The sequence below is a fragment of the Tenacibaculum sp. SG-28 genome (assembly GCF_002954385.1).
In the GTDB taxonomy this organism is placed as follows: Bacteria; Bacteroidota; Bacteroidia; order Flavobacteriales; family Flavobacteriaceae; genus Polaribacter.
In genome coordinates this window covers 442,958-464,124 of sequence record NZ_MQVY01000002.1, presented here as the reverse complement: position 1 = coordinate 464,124, position 21,167 = coordinate 442,958, and the positions used below count along the sequence as shown (strand labels likewise).

19 protein-coding genes and 2 pseudogenes are annotated in these 21,167 nt (G+C 36.0%); 11 read left to right on the top strand and 10 right to left on the bottom strand.

Features of this window, described 5'->3' with window-relative positions; translation table 11 throughout:
* Nucleotides 1–48: 48 nt before the first annotated feature.
* Together BSU00_RS07055 and BSU00_RS07050 are read right to left on the bottom strand one after the other, a co-directional pair.
* Complete coding sequence (locus BSU00_RS07055) at nucleotides 49–375, bottom strand: hypothetical protein (RefSeq protein WP_105003734.1); 327 nt, start codon at nucleotides 373–375, stop codon at nucleotides 49–51.
* A complete protein-coding gene (locus tag BSU00_RS07050; protein WP_105003733.1) occupies nucleotides 368–865 on the bottom strand; it encodes a Panacea domain-containing protein in 498 nt (165 codons plus the stop codon). Before BSU00_RS07050 ends, BSU00_RS07055 begins: the two co-directional genes overlap by 8 nt.
* 248 nt (nucleotides 866–1,113) lie before the next feature.
* Between BSU00_RS07050 and BSU00_RS07045 the strand changes: the two are divergent.
* Nucleotides 1,114–2,450: pseudogene (locus BSU00_RS07045) on the top strand (deoxyguanosinetriphosphate triphosphohydrolase).
* A gap of 34 nt (nucleotides 2,451–2,484) precedes the next feature.
* On the opposite strand, the gene BSU00_RS07040 reads toward BSU00_RS07045, so the two are convergent.
* Nucleotides 2,485–3,066 (bottom strand): DUF3109 family protein, encoded by a 582-nt coding sequence (locus tag BSU00_RS07040; protein ID WP_105003732.1) that lies wholly within the window; start codon nucleotides 3,064–3,066, stop codon nucleotides 2,485–2,487.
* 136 nt (nucleotides 3,067–3,202) lie between these two features.
* On the opposite strand from BSU00_RS07040, the gene BSU00_RS07035 reads away from it, so the two are divergent.
* The 3 genes from BSU00_RS07035 to BSU00_RS07025 all read left to right on the top strand — a co-directional run bounded on the left by BSU00_RS07035 (nucleotide 3,203) and on the right by BSU00_RS07025 (nucleotide 5,874).
* Nucleotides 3,203–3,787 carry a MarC family protein gene (locus tag BSU00_RS07035; RefSeq protein ID WP_105003731.1) on the top strand — a complete coding sequence of 195 codons (585 nt, stop codon included), beginning with the start codon at nucleotides 3,203–3,205 and terminating at the stop codon, nucleotides 3,785–3,787.
* Nucleotides 3,788–3,789: 2 nt separating this feature from the next.
* A complete protein-coding gene (locus BSU00_RS07030) occupies nucleotides 3,790–4,404 on the top strand; it encodes an FAD-dependent oxidoreductase (protein WP_105003730.1) in 615 nt (204 codons plus the stop codon).
* Between the two features lie 189 nt (nucleotides 4,405–4,593).
* Nucleotides 4,594–5,874 carry an amidohydrolase family protein gene (locus BSU00_RS07025; RefSeq protein WP_105003936.1) on the top strand — a complete coding sequence of 427 codons (1,281 nt, stop codon included), beginning with the start codon at nucleotides 4,594–4,596 and terminating at the stop codon, nucleotides 5,872–5,874.
* A gap of 275 nt (nucleotides 5,875–6,149) precedes the next feature.
* Here BSU00_RS07025 and BSU00_RS07020 read toward each other — a convergent pair whose 3' ends face one another.
* The 7 genes and pseudogenes from BSU00_RS07020 to pheS all read right to left on the bottom strand — a co-directional run bounded on the left by BSU00_RS07020 (nucleotide 6,150) and on the right by pheS (nucleotide 12,654).
* Nucleotides 6,150–6,896: a succinate dehydrogenase/fumarate reductase iron-sulfur subunit gene (locus BSU00_RS07020; protein WP_105003729.1), complete on the bottom strand. Its 747-nt coding sequence runs from the start codon at nucleotides 6,894–6,896 to the stop codon at nucleotides 6,150–6,152.
* A gap of 9 nt (nucleotides 6,897–6,905) precedes the next feature.
* Nucleotides 6,906–8,921, bottom strand: coding sequence for a fumarate reductase/succinate dehydrogenase flavoprotein subunit (locus tag BSU00_RS07015; RefSeq protein ID WP_105003728.1), 2,016 nt, complete (start codon nucleotides 8,919–8,921; stop codon nucleotides 6,906–6,908).
* Nucleotides 8,922–8,938: 17 nt separating this feature from the next.
* A pseudogene (locus BSU00_RS07010) lies at nucleotides 8,939–9,615 on the bottom strand (succinate dehydrogenase cytochrome b subunit).
* 218 nt (nucleotides 9,616–9,833) lie between these two features.
* Nucleotides 9,834–10,484, bottom strand: coding sequence for an alpha/beta fold hydrolase (locus tag BSU00_RS07005; RefSeq protein WP_105003726.1), 651 nt, complete (start codon nucleotides 10,482–10,484; stop codon nucleotides 9,834–9,836).
* A gap of 28 nt (nucleotides 10,485–10,512) precedes the next feature.
* On the bottom strand, nucleotides 10,513–11,157 hold the full coding sequence (locus tag BSU00_RS07000) for a hypothetical protein (protein ID WP_233188633.1): 645 nt from the start codon (nucleotides 11,155–11,157) through the stop codon (nucleotides 10,513–10,515).
* A 271-nt stretch (nucleotides 11,158–11,428) separates the two neighbouring features.
* On the bottom strand, nucleotides 11,429–11,623 hold the full coding sequence (locus BSU00_RS13950; RefSeq protein WP_369820281.1) for a hypothetical protein: 195 nt from the start codon (nucleotides 11,621–11,623) through the stop codon (nucleotides 11,429–11,431).
* 11 nt (nucleotides 11,624–11,634) lie between these two features.
* On the bottom strand, nucleotides 11,635–12,654 hold the full coding sequence (gene pheS / locus BSU00_RS06990) for a phenylalanine--tRNA ligase subunit alpha (protein ID WP_105003725.1): 1,020 nt from the start codon (nucleotides 12,652–12,654) through the stop codon (nucleotides 11,635–11,637).
* A 202-nt stretch (nucleotides 12,655–12,856) separates the two neighbouring features.
* On the opposite strand from pheS, the gene gdhA reads away from it, so the two are divergent.
* The 7 genes from gdhA (at nucleotide 12,857) to BSU00_RS06950 (ending at nucleotide 21,117) form a co-directional block, all read left to right on the top strand.
* Complete coding sequence (gene gdhA, locus BSU00_RS06985; protein WP_105003724.1) at nucleotides 12,857–14,200, top strand: NADP-specific glutamate dehydrogenase; 1,344 nt, start codon at nucleotides 12,857–12,859, stop codon at nucleotides 14,198–14,200.
* Between the two features lie 270 nt (nucleotides 14,201–14,470).
* Nucleotides 14,471–15,958 (top strand): regulatory iron-sulfur-containing complex subunit RicT, encoded by a 1,488-nt coding sequence (locus tag BSU00_RS06980; RefSeq protein ID WP_105003723.1) that lies wholly within the window; start codon nucleotides 14,471–14,473, stop codon nucleotides 15,956–15,958.
* Nucleotides 15,959–15,980: 22 nt separating this feature from the next.
* Nucleotides 15,981–16,442 (top strand): gliding motility lipoprotein GldH, encoded by a 462-nt coding sequence (locus BSU00_RS06975; protein ID WP_233188632.1) that lies wholly within the window; start codon nucleotides 15,981–15,983, stop codon nucleotides 16,440–16,442.
* Nucleotides 16,442–18,751: a transglycosylase domain-containing protein gene (locus BSU00_RS06970; protein ID WP_105003721.1), complete on the top strand. Its 2,310-nt coding sequence runs from the start codon at nucleotides 16,442–16,444 to the stop codon at nucleotides 18,749–18,751. The genes BSU00_RS06975 and BSU00_RS06970 overlap by 1 nt, the downstream gene beginning before the upstream one ends.
* Nucleotides 18,752–18,768: 17 nt before the next feature.
* Nucleotides 18,769–19,470: a CoA transferase subunit A gene (locus BSU00_RS06965; protein ID WP_105003720.1), complete on the top strand. Its 702-nt coding sequence runs from the start codon at nucleotides 18,769–18,771 to the stop codon at nucleotides 19,468–19,470.
* 2 nt (nucleotides 19,471–19,472) lie between these two features.
* Entirely contained in the window at nucleotides 19,473–20,129 is a 657-nt protein-coding gene (locus BSU00_RS06960) for a 3-oxoacid CoA-transferase subunit B (protein WP_105003719.1), read from the top strand.
* A 226-nt stretch (nucleotides 20,130–20,355) separates the two neighbouring features.
* Nucleotides 20,356–21,117 (top strand): exodeoxyribonuclease III, encoded by a 762-nt coding sequence (locus BSU00_RS06950; protein ID WP_105003717.1) that lies wholly within the window; start codon nucleotides 20,356–20,358, stop codon nucleotides 21,115–21,117.
* Nucleotides 21,118–21,167 lie beyond the last annotated feature (50 nt).

The following is a 21,167-nucleotide window of genomic DNA, read 5'->3' as shown; positions in this document are numbered from 1 at the left end:
GCAAATTTAATTTAAAGTTCACAAGAGGCGTTAAAAACGCCTCTTTTTTTATTTAAACAAATAGCGCATCACTAGAATAAAAATCCCTACAACTGTCGCTAATGAGGTTGTTATTAAGGCTATCAATACCGAATCACTTAACTTAAAATTTAGAACCCCAGAAAAACCATTTCCAACAATAATGAGCAAGATGATACTGGTAAATGCACACAAGTAAATAAAGGTTCTAAACGCATACTTCTTTCGTTCGTATCTATCCTGAACTCTATCGTAAATTTCTTGCTCTGTTAAAACAGTTTCCTTGTCAATTATTTTGGCGTCGAAAGATAAGTTTTTCGAATCCTTCAGAAGTTCATCTAACTTAGTATTATGCACTTTTTAATTGTTTATCTAGGTTTGTTACGAACTTGTCATAGTATTTTTTAATGAGTGTGTTTTCTATGACGCTATTTTGATTATTTCTGTAGGATAAACTCCATGGAGTTCCTGCCATATGGGTTAAATCTACTAAATCTTTTGCAGAGATGTTCTTATACAATTGCCAGGTTAATAATACAATTTTTTGCTCTTCCGTATTAGATAGAATAGGTTCTGAAAACTGCTGGTATGTAGTATCTAATGCAATAGATTTACATGTAATCGGTTCTGATTTAAAGTGTTTAAATTCGTGGTAAATGCTTGGAATTACTGGGCCAAATTTCCATGCTTCAATATGGTCATTTGAAAAAATTGGGCGATCTAAAAGAGATAGGGAAAGCCCCTGAGCTATATACATAAGTTTTAGTAGCTTCATTGTTGTTAATTCGATTTCTGTATTTTCGGAAAGTTTTAAAAACTCATTTGCAACAGCACTAGTTGTTCCCATATATCGTTGTCTTAACTTTACTATTAGGTTTAAACATATACAATACAAAGCTATAAAATATTACTATTTTACCATATTTAATAGAAGCATTTCTTTTAAACCTTCAGGCTTTCCCTCCAGTAATGCCTTTGTTTTTTACCGCTCACTTTCAACTGCAAGACATTATTACTTGTTGTGTTGATAATTTATATAAACTTACTCTATTAAAATAAAAACTTTAAATAACTTTGTTCCAATACACATATACTATGCACTGGGAACAATTACTTTCTTTAAAGCGCTTTGGAGATGTTCAAAAACGAGAACGTTTGCAACAAGATGAAACACGATTGGGATTTGAAGTAGATTTTGATCGTATTATATTTTCTTCCGCTTTTAGAAGTCTTCAAGATAAGACACAGGTAATTCCGTTATCAAAAACCGATTTTGTTCATACTAGGTTAACCCACAGTTTAGAAGTTTCTGTAGTTGGCAGAACATTAGGCAGAAGAGTAGGCAAAGAGTTGTTAGATCGGCATCCGAACTTAAAAAAATTAGGATACACTTTCAATGATTTTGGCGCTATAGTTGCAGCAGCATCTTTAATGCATGATATTGGAAACCCACCATTCGGTCATTCTGGTGAAAAAGCTATTGGAGAGTATTTTAAAACAGGAAATGGCTCACAATATAAAGCGTATTTATCTGGGTTAGAATACCAAGACTTGATCGATTTTGAAGGGAATGCCAATGGCTTTAAGATTTTAACAGAGAGCAAAGTAGGTATGTCTGGTGGGCTTCGACTGTCTTATGCAACCTTAGGAGCTTTTTTAAAGTATCCTAAAGAGAGTTTGCCTAAAAAACCTTCTGCACATATAGTAGATAAAAAATACGGCTTTTTTCAGTCTGAAAAGCCAGCCTTTCAGGATTTGGTAAAAGAATTAGGGCTTCGACAAAAATCGAACACCCATACTTCATATTACCGCCACCCTTTGGCTTATTTAGTAGAAGCTGCTGATGATATTTGTTATACCATAATCGATTTTGAAGATGGTATTAATTTAGGACTTATCGATGAAGATTATGCCCTAGAGTATATGATTAAGTTGGTAAAAGATACCATAGATAGCAAAAATATTATGCTTTAAAACATAAAAAAGATCGGGTGAGTTATTTACGTGCACTGGCTATTGGTGTTTTAATCAACGAGGCTGTTGCAATATTCTTGGCAAACGAAAAAGCTATTTTACACGGTGAATTTAATCGTGGCTTGTTAGATAAATGCAAATACGAAGCACAAATTAACGATATTATTAAAATCAGTATCGATAAAATTTACAAGAGTAATGAAGTAATTGAAAAAGAAGTAGCCGGGTATAAAATAATTGGAGATCTTTTAGATGTATTTATTACTGCATTAAACAATACCTTTGAAAATAAGCAATCTAACTACGACACGTTGGTTTTAAATTTGTTGCCGAAAGAGTTCCGACAAAATAAAGTAAATTTATACGATAGAATCATGCAAATTTGTAGTTATGTTGCAGGATTATCCGATAGTTATGCCATAAGGCTACACAAAAAAATTAAAGGAAATATTGTATAGTTTTTTGTGTGAGGTTATCCTTTTGTAACTCGTTTTAAAGAGATGCGTCATTTTGCTTTTCTTGCGCTACTTTTTCTAGTGCGTCATACCAATTCTCGCCAAACCTTCTAACTAATGCATCTTTAAGGAATTTATATACAGGTACTTGTAATTCTTTACCCAAACTGCAAGCGTCATCGCATATCTCCCATTTGTGATAATTTACAGCAGAGAATTCACTGTAATCTCTTGTCCTGATAGGATATAAATGACAAGATATTGGTTTTTTCCACGAAATTACGCCTTGGTTGTATGCATCTTCAATCCCACACGAGGCATATCCTTTATCATTGAAGGTAACGTAGGCACACTCTGCATTGTTTACCAGTGGAGTTTCTATATCTCCAAAGTCGTTTTTAATCCAAGTTCCTTGGGATTCAATAGCCTGGATACCTTCTTTCCTCAAAAAAGGCTTTACCTTGGGATAGATATCCTCCAAAACAGATGCCTCTTCAAGTAAAAGAGGAGCACCAGCCTCTCCTTCAATACAACACGATCCTTTACATGCACTTAAATTACAAACAAATTCTTTTTCTAGAATATCCTCTGATACTAGGGTCTTTCCTAATTGAAACATACATTTTATATCCTTAAAACCTAAAGTAATCTAGAAATATACTATTTTACAGTAGGTTACGATTGCGTAAAATTTTTACAAAAATAGTAGATTGTAACTTTAGTTGTATAATTTTGTGCCCGAAAAACGTAACATTATGAATTTTAGTTTAAAAGAAATTTTCACTGCATTTATGGTTTTGTTTGCAGTTATTGATATTATAGGCAACATTCCTATCATTATTGATTTGCGAAAAAAAGCCGGTCATATACAATCCGAAAAAGCCTCTGTTATCGCTGGTATAATTATGATTATTTTTTTATTTGTAGGACAACGATTGCTTGGTTTTATAGGAATTGATGTCAATTCTTTTGCGGTGGCTGGTGCATTTATACTTTTTTTTATAGCGCTTGAAATGATTCTCGGGATAACATTGTATAAAGAAGATGAAGACGATTCTGCTTTAAATGCTTCTGTATTTCCCATTGCTTTTCCTTTAATTGCTGGTCCTGGAAGTTTAACAACGCTTTTATCCCTTCGATCTGAATATGCATGGGAGAATATTGTAATTGCGATACTTTTAAATGTTTTATTAATATATATTGTATTGAAAACCTCATCGAGGATTGAGAAACTTATTGGTCAAAACGGAATTAAGATTATCCGCAAGATATTTGGTGTGATTTTATTAGCCATTGCGGTGAAATTGTTTGCCGATAATATTAAAATGTTAATGGCGTAGCTATGGAATTTGATGTGTTAGTAATAGGAGGTGGTGTTGCTGGGATGCAATGTGCTTTAGTTTTAGGTTCTGCTAAAGAAAAAGAATTTGCAAAAAATAAATCCATAGGAATTATTATGCACCAAAGAAGTTCGCATCTACAAGATGCTCTTTTCAATAATGTGCTCGGGTTACCGGAGGGTTCCTTGGGTAAAAATATTTTAAAAGAAGGCAAACGACAATTGGCTAAATTTTATCCGGATGTTACCCAAATAGAAGGAGAAAAAGTAGAAGCTGTTTTAGACGGTACCGTTGGCTTTACTGTGGTTACCAATAAAATGGAGTACCAAAGTAAAATTGTAGTCATAGCTCTTAATTATTCCAAACCATTTACCATAGCAGGTCTGGAGCAATACTTAGAAAGGCACTCTAGAGCAAATGCGATGAAAGATAGAATTCAGTTGCGTAATTTTAATCATCTCATAAAGGATGGGTTATACGTTTGTGGTACTATCGCTGGCTGGCGAAGTCAATATGCCATAGCTGCGGGAAGCGGAGCTAGCGTCGCTACGGATATTCTGACGCTCTGGAATGATAATATTCCAACTAAAGTACACGACAAGATTAAAAAGCCATAATTTTTGTAAACTCTATTGTTTTTATGAGGTTTCTAATTATCTTACCGTAAATCGCACTTCGTTTTACGGTATCACTTTTTTTATATGCGTTTTCAAATTTTAGATGCTGTTAGTAATTATTAAATTTTCACTGTTTAATTTTTCTGGGAAGCCTTATCTTTAATGCTCCAAATTTTTAAAACCTCTCTCATGAAAAAAGTTCTTCTTGCCCTTCTCATATGCTGTGGTATAGGCATTACTTTCGCCCAAAAAACATACTTGTATTGCGGCGCAATCATCGATACTAAAAAAGGTGCCTCCTATGCTCAAAAAACAATTATTGTTACCAACAATAAGATTGAAGCAGTTTTAGATGGTTATGTACCAACCAAAGCATCAACTGATGTTATAATTGATTTAAAAGATAAGGTGGTTATGCCTGGTCTTATTGACATGCACGTTCATATTGAACAGGAATTCGGTCCGAGTACTCGTTTACAGAAATACATTTTAAATGAGGCAGATGTCGCTTTTAACTCTGTAGGATTTGCCAAGACAACCTTATTACACGGTTTTACCACTGTTAGAGATTTAGGGGGAACTGGTGTAAATATTGCTGTAAGAAATGCTATTAATGCCGGTAAAATTCCTGGACCTAGAGTATATACAGCAGGAAAATCTTTAGCTACCACCGGCGGTCATGCAGATCCAACCAATGGTAGCAGTAGAATACTAATTGGTAATCCAGGACCTAAGGAGGGAGTTGTAAACAGTGTGGATGACGCTAAAAAAGCGGTCAGACAGCGGTATAAAAATGGGGCAGATTGTATTAAAATTACAGCCACAGGTGGTGTTCTAAGTGTCGCCAAAAGTGGTGATAATCCGCAGTTCACCATAGAAGAAATAAAAGCCATATGTGCTACTGCAAAGGATTACGGAATGCACGTCGCTGCGCATGCACATGGCGATGAAGGTATGCAACGAGCAATATTAGGAGGGGTCAAAACCATTGAACATGGTACGTATATGAGTGAAGAAACCATGAATCTGATGATGGAACATGATGTGTATTTAGTGCCTACCATAACCGCTGGTAAGGAAGTGGAGGAAAAGGCAAAAGTTGCAGGCTATTACCCAGATATAGTCGTACCAAAAGCATTAAAGGTAGGTCCACAAATCCAGGGTACTTTTGCAAAAGCCTACAAAAAGGGTGTTGGGATAGCATTCGGAACCGATGCAGGTGTTTTTAGACACGGTGACAATAATAAAGAGTTTCGCTTTATGGTTGACGCGGGAATGCCCGCTATGGAAACCATTCAATCTGCTACCATCACCAATGCAAAAATTTTAAAAATGGAAAATGAAATTGGCCAAATTAATAAAGGTTTTTACGCCGATATTATTGCCGTAAACCAAGACCCAACCAAACAAATTGCAACTATGGAAAATGTTGTTTTTGTTATGAAAGACGGTGTTGTTTATAAGCAATAATATACCTTTATGTAATGCTAAAAGAAGAAGCCTAGAAGAATCACTTCCAGGCTTTGTGTTGTCATCTAATTAGATGCAAACAATTAGTCATTTTTAATTCCCCTTATACTTTAGATCTAATTGCTGTTCCAAATATACAAGGTATGTTCGAATGGTATAAAAAAGATGTCTTAAGTGCTCTATATTTGAGGATGGGCGAATTCAAATAAGGAATAGAGATATAAAAAAGAAGTCTGAAAAGACTTCTTTTTAATTCGTTTATGGGAATATTATTACTATCCCTTAAGACTTGCACTAATAAATTCAGAATTCATTCGTGCAATATTTTCAAGAGAAATTCCCTTAGGACATTCTACTTCACATGCACCAGTATTCGTACAGTTTCCAAACCCTTCCAAATCCATCTGTGCTACCATGTTTTTAACACGATCTACAGCTTCTACTTGTCCTTGTGGAAGTAATGCATATTGTGAAACTTTAGCGCCTACAAATAGCATTGCAGAGGAGTTCTTACAAGTTGCGACGCAAGCACCACAACCAATACAAGTTGCAGCATCAAATGCTTTATCAGCATTTTCTTTATTGATAGGAATGGCATTTGCATCTTGGGTATTTCCTGATGTATTAACAGAAACATACCCACCAGCGTGTTGAATTCTATCAAAGGCGCTTCTATCTACAACAAGATCTTTTACTACCGGGAATGCTTTTGCTCTAAAGGGCTCAATGTGTATTGTATCCCCATCGTTAAACATTCGCATGTGTAATTGACACGTAGTTACCCCCCTATCTGGTCCGTGTGCTTCTCCGTTGATATACATCGAACACATACCACATATCCCTTCACGACAATCATGGTCAAAGGCAACAGGTTCTTCCCCTTTGGCTATTAATTGTTCGTTCAATACGTCCATCATTTCTAAGAAAGACATGTGTTCAGAAATTTTGGATACTTTATACGCAACCATTTTTCCTTTATCACTTGCGTTTCTTTGTCTCCAGATTTTAAGTGTTAAATTCATAATCTATTCTTATTTATACGAACGTTGTTTTAGTTCAATATCGTTAAACTCTAATTCTTCTTTGTGTAAAACTGCATCTGACGGTTCTCCTTTAAATTCCCATGCGGATACATAAGTAAAGTTTTCGTCATCACGTTTAGCTTCTCCTTTTTGAGGGCCATCGAGTTCTACAGATTCTTCTCTAAAATGTCCTCCACAAGATTCTGTTCTGTCTAAGGCATCTCTTGCGAATAACTCTCCTAATTCTAAAAAGTCTGCTACGCGTCCTGCTTTTTCTAATTCAGGGTTCATTTCGTTAGCCCCACCAGGAACGGTAACATTTTTCCAAAAGTCATCACGCAATTCTTTAATTTCAGCGATAGCTTCTTTTAATCCTGTTTCGTTACGAGACATCCCACATTTATTCCACATAATGTTTCCTAGTTTCTTGTGGTAATAATCAACAGAGTGTTTTCCTTTATTGTTTACGAAAAATTCAATTCTCGAAGTAACGGCGTTTTCAGCTTCTTCAAATTCTTTAGAATCTGTCGATATAGGACCTGTTCTAATATCATCTGCTAGATAATCTCCAATAGTATATGGTAATACAAAATATCCATCCGATAAACCTTGCATTAGTGCAGATGCTCCAAGACGATTGGCACCGTGGTCAGAGAAGTTAGCCTCTCCAATGGCATAACATCCAGGAATAGTGGTCATTAGGTTGTAATCTACCCAAATTCCACCCATGGTGTAGTGCACAGCTGGATAAATCATCATCGGTGTTTTGTATGGGTTCTCATCCACGATTTTTTCGTACATCTGGAATAAATTTCCATATTTATTCTCTACCACCTTTTCACCTTCCGCTAAAATCTCTGCATGCGTTGGATTATCATTTCCTTTCAGTTTACATTGTTCTTTACCGTAACGTTCAATAGAGGTTTTAAAATCTAAGTATACCGCCTCTCCTGTAGCGTTAACACCATAACCAGCATCGCATCGTTCTTTTGCGGCACGCGATGCAACATCACGAGGAACTAAGTTTCCAAAAGCAGGATAACGACGTTCTAGGTAATAATCTCTATTTTCTTCTGCAATTTCCGTAGGTTTCAATTTACCTTCTCGAATTGCTGTAACATCATCAATGTGTTTAGGTACCCAAATTCGTCCATCATTACGCAAAGATTCCGACATTAAGGTTAGTTTCGATTGGTAATCACCAGAACGAGGAATACAAGTAGGGTGAATTTGTGTAAAACAAGGATTTGCAAAATAAGCCCCTTTCTTATGAATTTTCCAGGCAGCTGTAGTATTAGAACCCATGGCATTGGTAGACAAGAAATATACATTTCCGTATCCCCCCGAAGCAACAACTACAGCATGTGCTGCATGACGTTCTATTTCGCCAGTTACCATATTTCTGGCGATTATACCACGTGCTTTGCCATCTACAATAACAAGATCTAACATTTCATGGCGATTGAACATTTCAATCTTACCACGTGCTATTTGTCTGTTCATCGCCGAGTAAGCGCCCAACAGTAATTGTTGTCCTGTTTGTCCTTTAGCGTAAAAAGTTCGAGAAACTAATACACCACCAAAAGAACGGTTGTCTAGAAGGCCTCCATAATCTCTTGCAAAAGGAACTCCTTGTGCAACACATTGGTCTATGATATTTGCAGAAACTTCTGCTAAACGATACACATTAGCTTCACGCGATCTGTAATCTCCACCTTTGATAGTATCATAGAAAAGACGGTATTTCGAATCGCCATCTCCTTGGTAATTTTTTGCTGCGTTTATCCCCCCTTGTGCCGCAATAGAGTGTGCACGACGCGGAGAATCTTGATAAGCAAATGCTTTTACATTATATCCTAATTCTGCTAAGGTAGCAGATGCAGATCCACCTGCTAAACCTGTTCCAACTACGATTACATCGATAAGACGTTTATTCGCTGGATTAACAAGGTTTATCTTGTCTTTATAAGATGTCCACTTATCCTTTAATGGACCTTTTGGTACTTTTGAATCTAAAATTGCCATAATTTAAGTGGTTTTTATTAATGGTTGAAGTGATGAAATAATGCAATAATGATAAAACCTACAGGTATTCCAATTGCATATATTTTACTAAATTTTTTCAGCCCTTTGGTATATTTATTATTTGCTCCTGCAGATTGAAATGCAGAGTCAAAACCGTGTAATAGGTGTAGCGCTAAAAACACAAATGCAACTACGTATGCAGCAACCCGGATAGGATTAACAAATTTGTGTTGTAATTCGGTAAAATATCGGTATTCTCCGTTGTGCATTCCAGACCAATCTCCTTGAATGAATTTGGTGTTTAATTCCGGAATCCAAAAATCAATAAAGTGAAGCACAATAAATCCTAAAATTGCTAAACCACTGTATATCATGTTTCTACTCATCCATGAGGAGTTAGCTGCACCGTTATTTTTGGCATATTTAACTACTCTAGAATTTTTATTTTTGATTTCTAGAATGAATCCCATTACGAAATGAAAAACTACACCAAATATTAAAACTGGTTGTAATCCGTATTGTACCACTGGATTGGTTCCCATAAAGTGCGATAACGTATTAAATGTTTCGCCATTATCTGGGAGAAGAGATGTGATATTTATTGCAAAATGTTGAAGTAAAAAAAACATTAAAAAAATGCCGAAAGCGCCATGGCAAACTTTCTTCCAATAGAAGATTTTAATAATCCGCTCATTATTCTGTTTATTTGTTAAAATAGTAGCCACAAATTTAAGGGCTATACCATTCTTGCACAAACTTTGGGAATTGTTTTATTTCAAATTTAGAATCGGTTTAAATAGTCATTTTCTCTCGGAAGTAATTTGTACTTTAAAGATAGCAATAAGCGTTAAATTTTATAGAACCTATACTACTTTTATTGTTGTATTCTTTCGATAAAAGTCATTTGTTTTCTCAAAGATTATTTAGGATGTAGGCTAACTCCTTTGGTCTTTCTAGAGGAATCATATGACCACAATTTTTAATTTTATAAACGATGCTTTTTCTTATGTTTTTAGCGGTGGTTTTTACACTTTCAAAAGAAACAATTCTGTCATCTTCAGCGGCAATTAAAATCACTGGAATTTTGATGTTTTTAAGTTTTTCTGAAATATCCGAACGGAACGAGGTTGCTTTTAATTGGCGAATTAAAATTTCCTTTCCTAATGCTTTATCCATATTTCTTATGAGATCTAAAAGCAATTGGTTCTTGTGTTGTTGCTCGTGCAAAAATTGATACATCCTTGTAGTGGTGATTCCAGCGTATTTATTTTTCTCTAAAAAAGTAATCGTTTGGTTTCGAAGTTGCAGCTCTTTTTTCTTCAGCTCAGAGCTATTTGCAGCGATAACGATAAGTTTTGTTATTTTTTCGGGATAATTACAAGCAAAATTCATGGCTATAAAACCACCAAGAGAAAAGCCAACCAAAACTGCTGGTGATTCGATACACGCAGCTATTTCGTTGTTTATTTCCTCAAAAGACTTACAATGGGTGATTGCGATTGGAATTGGATTTATATTCTCTAATTTTGGAAATATAAATTTCCATAGTGCCTCGGTACACATGTTCCTGGAAGAAAATACACGTTTTTCATCAATCCTTGTAATTAGAGTCTACTAAACATTTGTCGTTCTTCCATTTTCCAATGAGGTCTTTGTTTTTTATTACCGCACCAGAACAAGTAAGAAATAATCCTGCTTCTGATTTTTTAATTACTTTCATCTTACCGTGATGAATAGCATTTATTATTTTATAAATTAAACTTTTAGAAGAAATATCACTCCCTTTTTCCGTAAAGGTTAAGCCAATTTTATTATTAAAAAGATCCATGATAGTAGAAGCTTCGTCGGGAACAATTCCGTCTTCTAGCTTTTTCTCTTCATAGGTCTTGTAATTCTCTTTTTCGTGCACTTTACCCAAAGATTCAGCAGCACTTTTACCGATTTCTTGACGTAATCGAGCCATCCAATAGGCATGTCGAAAAGCATCTACTTGCCCACCAGAGGGATCTTTATCCAAAAGAGGGCTACTTTTAATAGAATCAGCAACTCTTTGGGTTTCCATGGAAACATCTAGTGCAGCTTGTGCTTTGAAAGGATGCAATAGTACCCATTTTCGCATCGGAGCGGAAGTTTTTTTAAATCGCTCCCAATTGTTCTGTGCTTTTAATAAAGATACCCCTGAAAAGAACAGAAGTAGCACAAGAAGTATATTTCTTTTAAAGATTATCGCTTTCACAATTTTGATTTTATCAACTAAATTTCTACCAGGGATAAAAAAATAGACTTTTGATTCTTAAAAACCTTTTTCTATTTGCAAATAACCCCTTTTTTCTGTAGCTGCTTTATCATTCGTAGTGCACCTTCTTTAATAGAATTTGCTTTAAAGATAAAGGTTTTATCAAAGAGTGTATTTCCTTCGAAAAAGGAGACTTGAAAACGGTTGTCTAGTGCAAATAATTCTGGCTGTATTAATTCAATTCTAGCAAAGGAATTAGCTGGCAAATGATCTATTTTTTTCGAAAAACAGAAGTAGTTTTTGTTTTTGAAAAACCCTGCGATACAATTACCACCATTTCTATGGCTACCGCTTTTTTATTCCACAAATACACATACCAATCTGTGGTGTTATGTTGTTCGTTATTTTCTCGAACCACAGCTATTTCAATACCAGTAACTTCCGGAATATTAATATCTTTTCTCAAGGTGTTTTTCTTTATAGGACAGCTTTAAATTGTTCCAAGAAACGCTTGTCATTTTCATAAAACATTCGGATATCAGGAATTTGATACAACAGCATAGCAATGCGTTCAATACCCATTCCAAAAGCATATCCCGAGTATACCGTAGGATCGATATTGCAATTCTTTAAAACGTTAGGGTCTACCATACCACAGCCCATTATTTCTAGCCATCCGGTTCCCTTGGTTATTCTGTAATCGGTTTCCGTTTCTAAACCCCAATAAATATCCACCTCTGCACTTGGCTCAGTGAAGGGGAAATACGAGGGGCGAAGTCTAATTTTAGACTTTCCAAACATTTCTTTGGTGAAGTATAATAAGGTTTGTTTGAGGTCAGCAAAAGAAACGTCTGTATCGATGTACAAGCCTTCTACTTGATGAAAAATACAATGCGCACGAGCCGAGATATCTTCATTTCTAAAAACTCTACCCGGAGAAATTGTTCGGATAGGAGGTTCATTATTCTCCATATAACGAACTTGTACAGATGAAGTGTGTGTTCGCAGTAATGTGTCTGGGTTTTTTTCTATAAAAAAAGTATCCTGCATATCTCTGGCAGGGTGGTATTCTGGTAAATTTAACGCCGTGAAATTATGCCAATCGTCTTCAATTTCAGGTCCTTCAGAAACGGTAAAACCGATTCTGTTAAAAACTTCAATAATCTGATTTTTCACTAACGATATCGGGTGTCTTGAACCGAGTTCTATCGGTTCCGCTGGTCGTGTAAGATCCCCATATCTATTTTCATGTGCAATAGTATTTTCTAGGGCCTCATTTAATGCGGCTACTTTACCTTCAGCAGATTTTTTTAATGTGTTAAGTGCTTGTCCAAAGTCTTTCCGTAAGGCAACATCTACATTTTTAAATTCCGAAAAAAGGTCTTTTAACAAACCCTTACTTCCTAGGTATTTAATTCTAAAAGCCTCTATTTCCTCTTTGGAAGAGGCCTGAAAAGCAGTAACATCGCCAATTAATTCTTTTACTTTATCTAACATGGTATCGAACACAAAAAATTAAGTGGCAAATTTACAGATTTTTCCTTAAAAATAAGGTTGTTTTTAGACAATTACCATTATTTACGAAATCGATTGAGAAATTATAAAATAATTAAAAAAATAAAATTTAACAAATTGTAAATTAATTATATTTGCCGAATAAAATTGTTAATATTTTTAATAACAGAACAACTAAAGATTTATGGAATCTAAAATAAATGCTTTTATGGATTATGTCAAGCAATCTAATCCATATGAAACAGAGTTTTTACAAGCAGTGCACGAGGTTGCAGAAACTGTTATTCCTTTCATTGAAAAAAATTCAAAATACCAAGGAAAAAAATTATTGGAGCGAATGGTAGAGCCAGAGCGTGTATTAATGTTTCGAGTGCCATGGGTAGATGATAAAGGAGAGACACAGGTAAATAGAGGATATAGAGTGGAGTTTAATTCTGCGATTGGTCCTTACAAAGGAGGATTGCGATTTCATCCCTCTGTAAACTTATCTATTCTAAAGTTTTTAGGTTTTGAACAGGTATTTAAAAACTCGTTAACAACACTTCCAATGGGAGGTGGAAAAGGTGGTGCTGATTTTAATCCTAAAGGAAAATCGGATCGTGAAGTTATGGCTTTTTGCCAGTCTTTCATGACAGAGTTAGCTCGTCATATTGGGCCAAATACAGATGTCCCTGCAGGAGATATCGGTGTTGGTGGACGTGAAATAGGATATATGTTCGGACAATATAAGCGTTTAAGAAATGAATTTACTGGGGTACTAACCGGTAAGGGTGCTTCTTGGGGAGGATCGTTGATACGCCCAGAAGCAACAGGCTACGGAAACGTATACTTTGCACAAAATATGCTACAAACAAAAGGAGATTCTTTCAAAGGGAAAAGAGTAGTTATATCAGGATCTGGTAACGTAGCACAGTACGCAACAGAAAAATCAATTCAATTAGGGGCTACAGTAGTTACTTTATCCGACTCTTCGGGTTATATTTTGGACGAACAAGGGATAGATGCTGAGAAATTAGCCTTTGTAATGGAATTAAAAAATGTACGAAGAGGAAGAATTCACGAATATGTAGAGAAATATCCTTCTGCCAAGTTTTTTAAAGGGGAAACACCTTGGAATGTGCCATGTGATGTTGCCTTACCTTGTGCGACACAAAATGAGTTGCAAGGCGAAGATGCCAAAAAGCTTATTACCAACGGCTGTATCTGCGTTGGAGAAGGTGCTAATATGCCATCTACACCAGAAGCGATTGAAGTATTTCAAAAAGCAAAAATTTTATTTGCCCCAGGAAAAGCATCTAACGCAGGTGGTGTAGCTACTTCCGGCTTGGAAATGTCTCAAAACTCACTTCGATTGTCTTGGACTAGAGAAGAGGTAGACGGAAAATTACACGGTATCATGAATAGTATTCACGAGGCATGTGTTGCTTATGGAACCCAAGAGGATGGTTATGTCGATTATGTTAAAGGCGCTAACATTGCTGGGTTTGTAAAGGTTGCTGACGCCATGCTAGACCAAGGAGTAGTGTAGATAGCACAAATGGAAATAAAAAACCTCATGATATGCCTATTATGAGGTTTTTTATGTCTAATAAACTTGTGATACCCTATTGTGATAAGAGTTTGTGAATCCTTTAAAAATTGAATTTTCACATTCGGTTTTAATATGTATCTTTACCGATTAGGTGTCTTTGTGTAAAAATCAAAGATAAATATTTATAAATCAAGTGATTAATTAGTTTTTTTTGATACTGAGTTGAGTCAGGTTTAAAAAAAAATTAAACTAACATACATATAGATTATGAGTTGTAGCAGTTGCTCAACTAATAAAAACGGCATTCCAAAGGGTTGTAAAAGCAACGGGAATTGTGCAACAGGAAGTTGTGGAAGTGGAAATAAATTAGCTGTTTTTGATTGGTTATCAAACATGACTTTACCCGCTGGTGAAGCTCCATTTAATATATTCGAAGTACGTTTTAAAAACGGAAGAAAGCACTTTTATAAAAATACAGAAAACTTCTCTATCTCTATGGGAGATATCGTTGCAGTTGAGGGATCCTCTGGACACGATATTGGTGTTGTTTCTTTGGCAGGAGAATTGGTGAAAGTACAGATGCGAAAAAAGAAAGTTGAAAATTCTCCAGAATACGTAAAGAAAATTTATCGCAAAGCTTCCCAAAAAGATATTGACATTTGGCAAAAAGCTCGAGAAAAAGAGCAAGAGACGCAGCGAAGAGGTCGCGAAATTATTAGTAAGCTTGGCTTAAAAATGAAACTGTCAGATGTAGAATACCAAGGAGACGGAACCAAGGCCACTTTTTATTACACCGCTGATGATAGAGTTGATTTTAGACAGTTAATAAGAGATTTAGCTGGTGCATTTTCTATTCGTGTGGAGATGAAACAGGTTGGTATGCGACAAGAAGCAGCAAGATTAGGAGGTATTGGTTCTTGCGGAAGAGAACTTTGTTGTTCTACTTGGCTAACCGATTTCAGAAAAGTCAATACTGCCTCGGCACGTTACCAACAACTTTCCCTAAATCCGCTAAAACTTGCAGGACAATGTGGGAAATTGAAATGCTGCTTAAATTACGAGTTAGACACCTATCTGGATGCTTTGAAGAGCTTTCCAAAGCAAGACACTGTTCTCAAAACAGAAAGCGGGGATGCGGTTTTTGTAAAAATGGATATTTTTAAAAATTTACTCTGGTATACCTATAAAGATCAAAGTTTCAAGTGGTTTAAATTATCCTTAGATCAGGTACAAGAAATTATTGATTTAAACGTTACTGGTGAAGTAGCTTCTCCTTTAGAAGAATACGAATCTGAAATCATAGAAGCACCAAAGGCAGATTTTGAAAATGTAGTAGGACAAGATAGTTTAACACGTTTTGACACTCCTAAAAAACCTAAAAGAGCTAGAAGAAAAAACAAAAGAAATAACAACAAGAATACAAGATCTAAAGCAGCAGCAGATAACAGAACTTCTACCACTAGTAAAAGTTCTAAAGCCGGCGGAGAAAATAGAAATCAGAAAAAAAGAGAGCAAAATTCTAAAAATAGGCAGGTACAAAAAAGCAATTCTACCAAAAATAATCAAACTACCAACAGTGCAAATAAAAAGGTAGCGAAATCTAAAAATAGACCTACCAATAGAAAAGCTAATCCCGAAAGTAAAACAAATACAAAACAACAGCCAAAAGCCAAAAGTACAAGCACGCAAAAAAGAAGAAACAATTCAAAGAGAAGAAACAATAACAGTAATAAAAATGCTGGAGAGACGAAATAGACGAAACATATTCAGCCTTGTAGTGGCAGTAGTATTGTTGTTTGTATCTTGTGATGCGAATAGAGTTTTTGACGAGTATCAACCAATCGAAGAACAACAGTGGAATAAACACAACACCTTGCGTTTTCCATTTGAAGTTAAAGACTCTGTACAGCAGCACAATTTATTTATTTCGCTACGCAACAATAAAGAATATGCCTATAGTAATTTGTTTTTGATAGCAACACTGCGATTTCCTGATGGCAATGTAGTTGTGGATACTTTAGAGTATGCAATGGCAGATAGCGCAGGTAAATTTTTAGGAAGAGGATTTACCGATGTTAAAGACAACAAACTTTTTTACAAAGAAAACATCGTATTTCCAACAAAGGGAAGGTATACTTTTGAAGTACGTCAAGCCATGCGAAAGAATGGAGAAGCAAATGGAATTGAAGCCTTAGAGGGCGTAACACATGTTGGTTTTAGAATTGAAAAAATTAAGTAATGACAGAAAAAAAAGCAGCAAATTTTACAACATACAGTAAATGGTTTTGGAGAATCTTGATTGGAGGATTTTTATTCGTTTGTTTATTGTTTTTATTAGCATCTTGGGGAGTTTTTGGTGCACTGCCAAGTTTTGAGGAGTTAGAAAATCCCAAAAGTGATTTAGCAACACAGGTTATTTCTTCGGACGGTAAAGTGATTGGTAGTTATTACGATAAAGCCAATAGAAAGCCCATACACTATAAAGAGCTTCCAGAAAATTTAGTACAAGCTTTGGTTGCCACAGAAGACGAGCGTTTTTACGAGCACTCTGGAATTGATTTCAGGGGAACTGCGAGAGCGATTTCAAAGTTTGGAACTGGAGGAGGAGCTAGTACCATAACGCAGCAATTGGCTAAAAACTTATTTACAAAAAGGGCTTCTTCAAATCCAATTAAAAGGGTTGTACAAAAAATGAAGGAATGGGTAGTGGCTACAAAATTAGAGCGACAATACACCAAAGAAGAAATAATTACCATGTATTTAAATACACAGGGTTTTTTATTTCGTGCTACAGGAATCCGATCTGCTGCAAGAATATACTTTGGTAAAGAGCCTAATGAGTTAGATCTACAGGAGTCTGCTATTTTGGTGGCAATGCTTAAAAACCCTCGACAGTATAACCCAGTGCGAGAAATTTCTAAAAAGAAGTCTTTACAAAGACGAAATGTGGTTTTTGCTCAAATGGTAAAAAATGGTTTTTTAACTGAGGAAGAAAAAGATTCCTTACAACAACTTCCTTTAAAAACGAACTTTACTCCAGAGTCGCATAGTGATGGTTTAGCTACCTATTTTAGAGAAAATTTAAAACAATTTCTGAAAAAGTGGGCAGAAAACAATCCTAAACCGGATGGCGAAAAATACAACATCTATAAAGATGGTTTGAAAATTTATGTAACCATTGATTCTCGAATGCAGCAATATGCAGAGGAAGCGCTGAAAACGCATATGGCAAATTTACAATCGTTATTCGATAAAGAACAAGCTAAAAATAAAACCGCTCCCTTTTACGATTTGGATGAAGAGCAAATAAAAAGTAATATAAAAAGAGCAAAGAAACAGTCAGAGCGCTATAAGAGGTTAAAAGCAGTGGGGAAATCTGAAAAGGAAATTGATGCAATTTTCAAGACAGCAACAGAGATGAAGGTTTTCACTTGGAAAGGCGAACGAGATACGGTTATGACCCCGTACGATTCCATTTTGTACTACAAGCATTTTTTGCGTTCCGGATTGGTTTCAATAGAGCCACAAACTGGCCACGTTAAAGCTTGGGTAGGAGGTATTAACCATAAGTATTTTAAGTACGATGCGGTAGAACAACAAAAAAGACAAGTGGGTTCTACGTTTAAACCTTTTGTATATGCCACAGCGATTAATCAGTTAAAGATGTCTCCTTGTGACTCCTTACCGAATACCCCATATACTATCCCAAAGGAAAAATATGGCATGCCTAAAGATTGGACTCCCGAAAATTCCAATAAAAAATACGAAGGTAAATTAACGCTTAGAGATGCCCTAGCTACCTCCACTAATGTGATTTCTGCTCAGTTAATTGATATGGTTTCTCCAATCAATGTGGCGCGTTTAGCAAATTCTGCAGGGATTACCACAAAAATAGAACCCAATCCATCCATAGCTTTAGGAACTGTGGATTTAAGTTTAATGGAAATGGTAAGTGCTTACTCTACATTTGCTAACAAAGGTTTGCGAATCAAACCGATGATGATAACCCGAATAGAGGATAAAAACGGTACTGTTTTAGGAGAGTTTATTCCAGAGAGTAAGGAAGTACTTAGTGAAGAGTCTTCCTATGTGATATTGGATCTTTTAAAAGGAGTCACACGATCGGGATCTGGGGCGAGATTACGATCTACCTATACCAGCAGAAAAGATGCAAATACAGGATTTCCGTATCAATTCACCAACCCAATTGCTGGTAAAACAGGGACTACCCAAAACCAATCGGATGGATGGTTTATGGGCATTGTACCCAATTTGGCTACAGGAGTTTGGACTGGTGGTGAAGACAGGGCAACTCATTTTTATGGAATTTCATTAGGGCAAGGTGCCACAATGTCTTTGCCCACATGGGCAATGTATATGCGAAAGTGCTACGAAGATGAGACGCTTTCTATTAGTAAAGAAGACTTCGAAAAGCCAGAGGAAGAACTTACCATTAGAATTAACTGTGCCGAAACAACTGAAGATACCGAATCGGAAACAAACGATAAGCTACAAGAAAAAGAAAACGAAGAAGAAACAGACTTTTAACAGTAACAAACAACAATATGATTAACAAAAAAGTAAACAACGTACAAGAAGCTGTTGCTGGTGTTAAAGACGGAATGACACTTATGCTTGGTGGATTTGGATTATGTGGAATTCCTGAAAATGCAATCACAGAACTTGTTCGAATTGGTGTAAAAGAGGTTACTTGTATTTCTAATAATGCAGGGGTAGACGATTTTGGTTTAGGCCTATTACTACAAAACCGTCAAGTAAAAAAAATGATTTCCTCTTACGTGGGAGAAAATGATGAGTTTGAAAGACAAATGTTATCTGGTGAGTTGGAAGTGGAACTAACACCACAGGGAACTCTTGCTGAAAAATGTAGAGCTGCACAAGCTGGTTTTCCAGCCTTTTATACCCCAGCCGGATACGGAACGGAAGTAGCAGAAGGAAAGGAAACCCGTGAATTTGATGGAAAGATGTATGTTTTAGAGCCTGCCTTTAAAGCAGCGTATGCCTTTGTAAAAGCATGGAAAGGGGATGCCGCTGGAAACCTTGTATTTAAAGGAACTTCCAGAAATTTCAATCCAAATATGTGTGGTGCTGCAACCATAACGGTAGCGGAGGTAGAAGAATTGGTTCCGGTTGGAGAATTAGATCCCAATCAAATTCATATTCCGGGAATTTTTGTACAACGTATTTTTCAGGGTGAAAACTACGAGAAAAGAATTGAACAACGTACGGTAAGACAAAAAAATTAGGCATGGCATTAGATAAAAATGGAATCGCAAAACGCATTGCGAAAGAAGTAAAAAATGGATATTATGTAAATTTAGGAATAGGAATACCTACTCTTGTTGCAAACTTTGTTAGAGAGGATATTGAGGTGGAATTTCAAAGTGAAAACGGTGTGCTAGGAATGGGGCCATTTCCCTTCGAAGGAGAAGAAGATGCAGACGTTATAAATGCCGGGAAACAAACTATTACCACCCTTCCGGGTGCTAGTTTCTTTGACTCGGCGACTAGTTTTTCTATGATTCGAGGGAAACACGTACACCTAACGATTTTGGGTGCCATGGAAGTGGCCGAAAACGGAGATATTGCCAATTGGAAAATCCCTGGTAAAATGGTCAAAGGAATGGGTGGAGCCATGGATTTAGTGGCCAGCGCAGATAACATTATAGTTGCCATGATGCACACGAACAAAAAAGGAGAATCTAAACTTCTTAAAGCCTGTTCTCTACCTTTAACTGGAGTTGGCTGTGTTACTAAAATTGTTACCAATTTAGCAGTTTTAGAAATTAAAGACAATACGTTTCATCTACTAGAACGTGCTCCTGGGGTATCTGTAGCTGAAATCCAGGAGGCAACAGAAGGCACTCTTGTTGTGGAAGGAGATATTCCGGAAATGATTTTATAAATGAAGTATTTACGCAAATATCACAGGGTAATATATCCGCTACTTATCGTTTTATTTTTGTTAATTTTAGATAAAGGATTTCACTTGGAGCTTACGTGGCTACGATTTGCCTTAGCGATAGGGTTCGCTTATTTTTTAGCGCCTAGAAAGAAAATTGTACAAACAAAAGAAGGGGAAAGGTACAATTGTATTGGGTATTTCTTAAAAAGCCAGTAAATTTATAGTAATGAAAATTATATCGTATAATGTAAACGGAATACGAGCTGCAATCAAAAAAGGGTTTCTAGATTGGTTGCAGCATGCTAGTCCGGATGTCATTTGTATTCAGGAGACAAAAGCACAAAAAGACCAAGTAGATAGTACAGATATTGTTGCTGCGGGTTATCCATATCAATATTGGTTTTCAGCACAAAAAAAAGGATATTCTGGAGTGGCGATATTCTGCAAAAAGGAACCGAAACACGTAGCCTATGGTACCGGCATTGAAAGTATGGATTTTGAAGGAAGAAATATTCGTATCGATTACGAAGATGTTTCTATTATGAGTTTGTACTTACCATCAGGAACGAATAGTGCTAGACTAGACTTTAAATTCAATTATATGGATGAATTTCAAGCCTACATTTCTGCACTAAAAAAAGAAATTCCCAATTTGGTGGTCTGTGGAGATTACAACATCTGTCATCAGGAGATAGATATTCACAACCCTAAAATGAAAGGAGTTTCGGGATTTTTACCCGAAGAACGCGCATGGATTGGAGGGTTTATAGCTAGTGGTTTTGTAGATAGTTTTCGACACCTTAACAAAGAACCAGGGCATTATAGTTGGTGGAGTTACAGAGCCAACGCAAGAGCGAACAACAAAGGCTGGAGAATCGATTATTGTATGGTTGCCGATTCGCTATCGAATGCTATAAGTCGGGCATATATTTTACCAGAGGCAAAGCATTCTGATCATTGTCCAATTGTCTTAGAATTAAACGTTTAACAAAAATTTAGTACCGAGGTTATTTCAAAATCTCCTAATTTTGTGGCTTT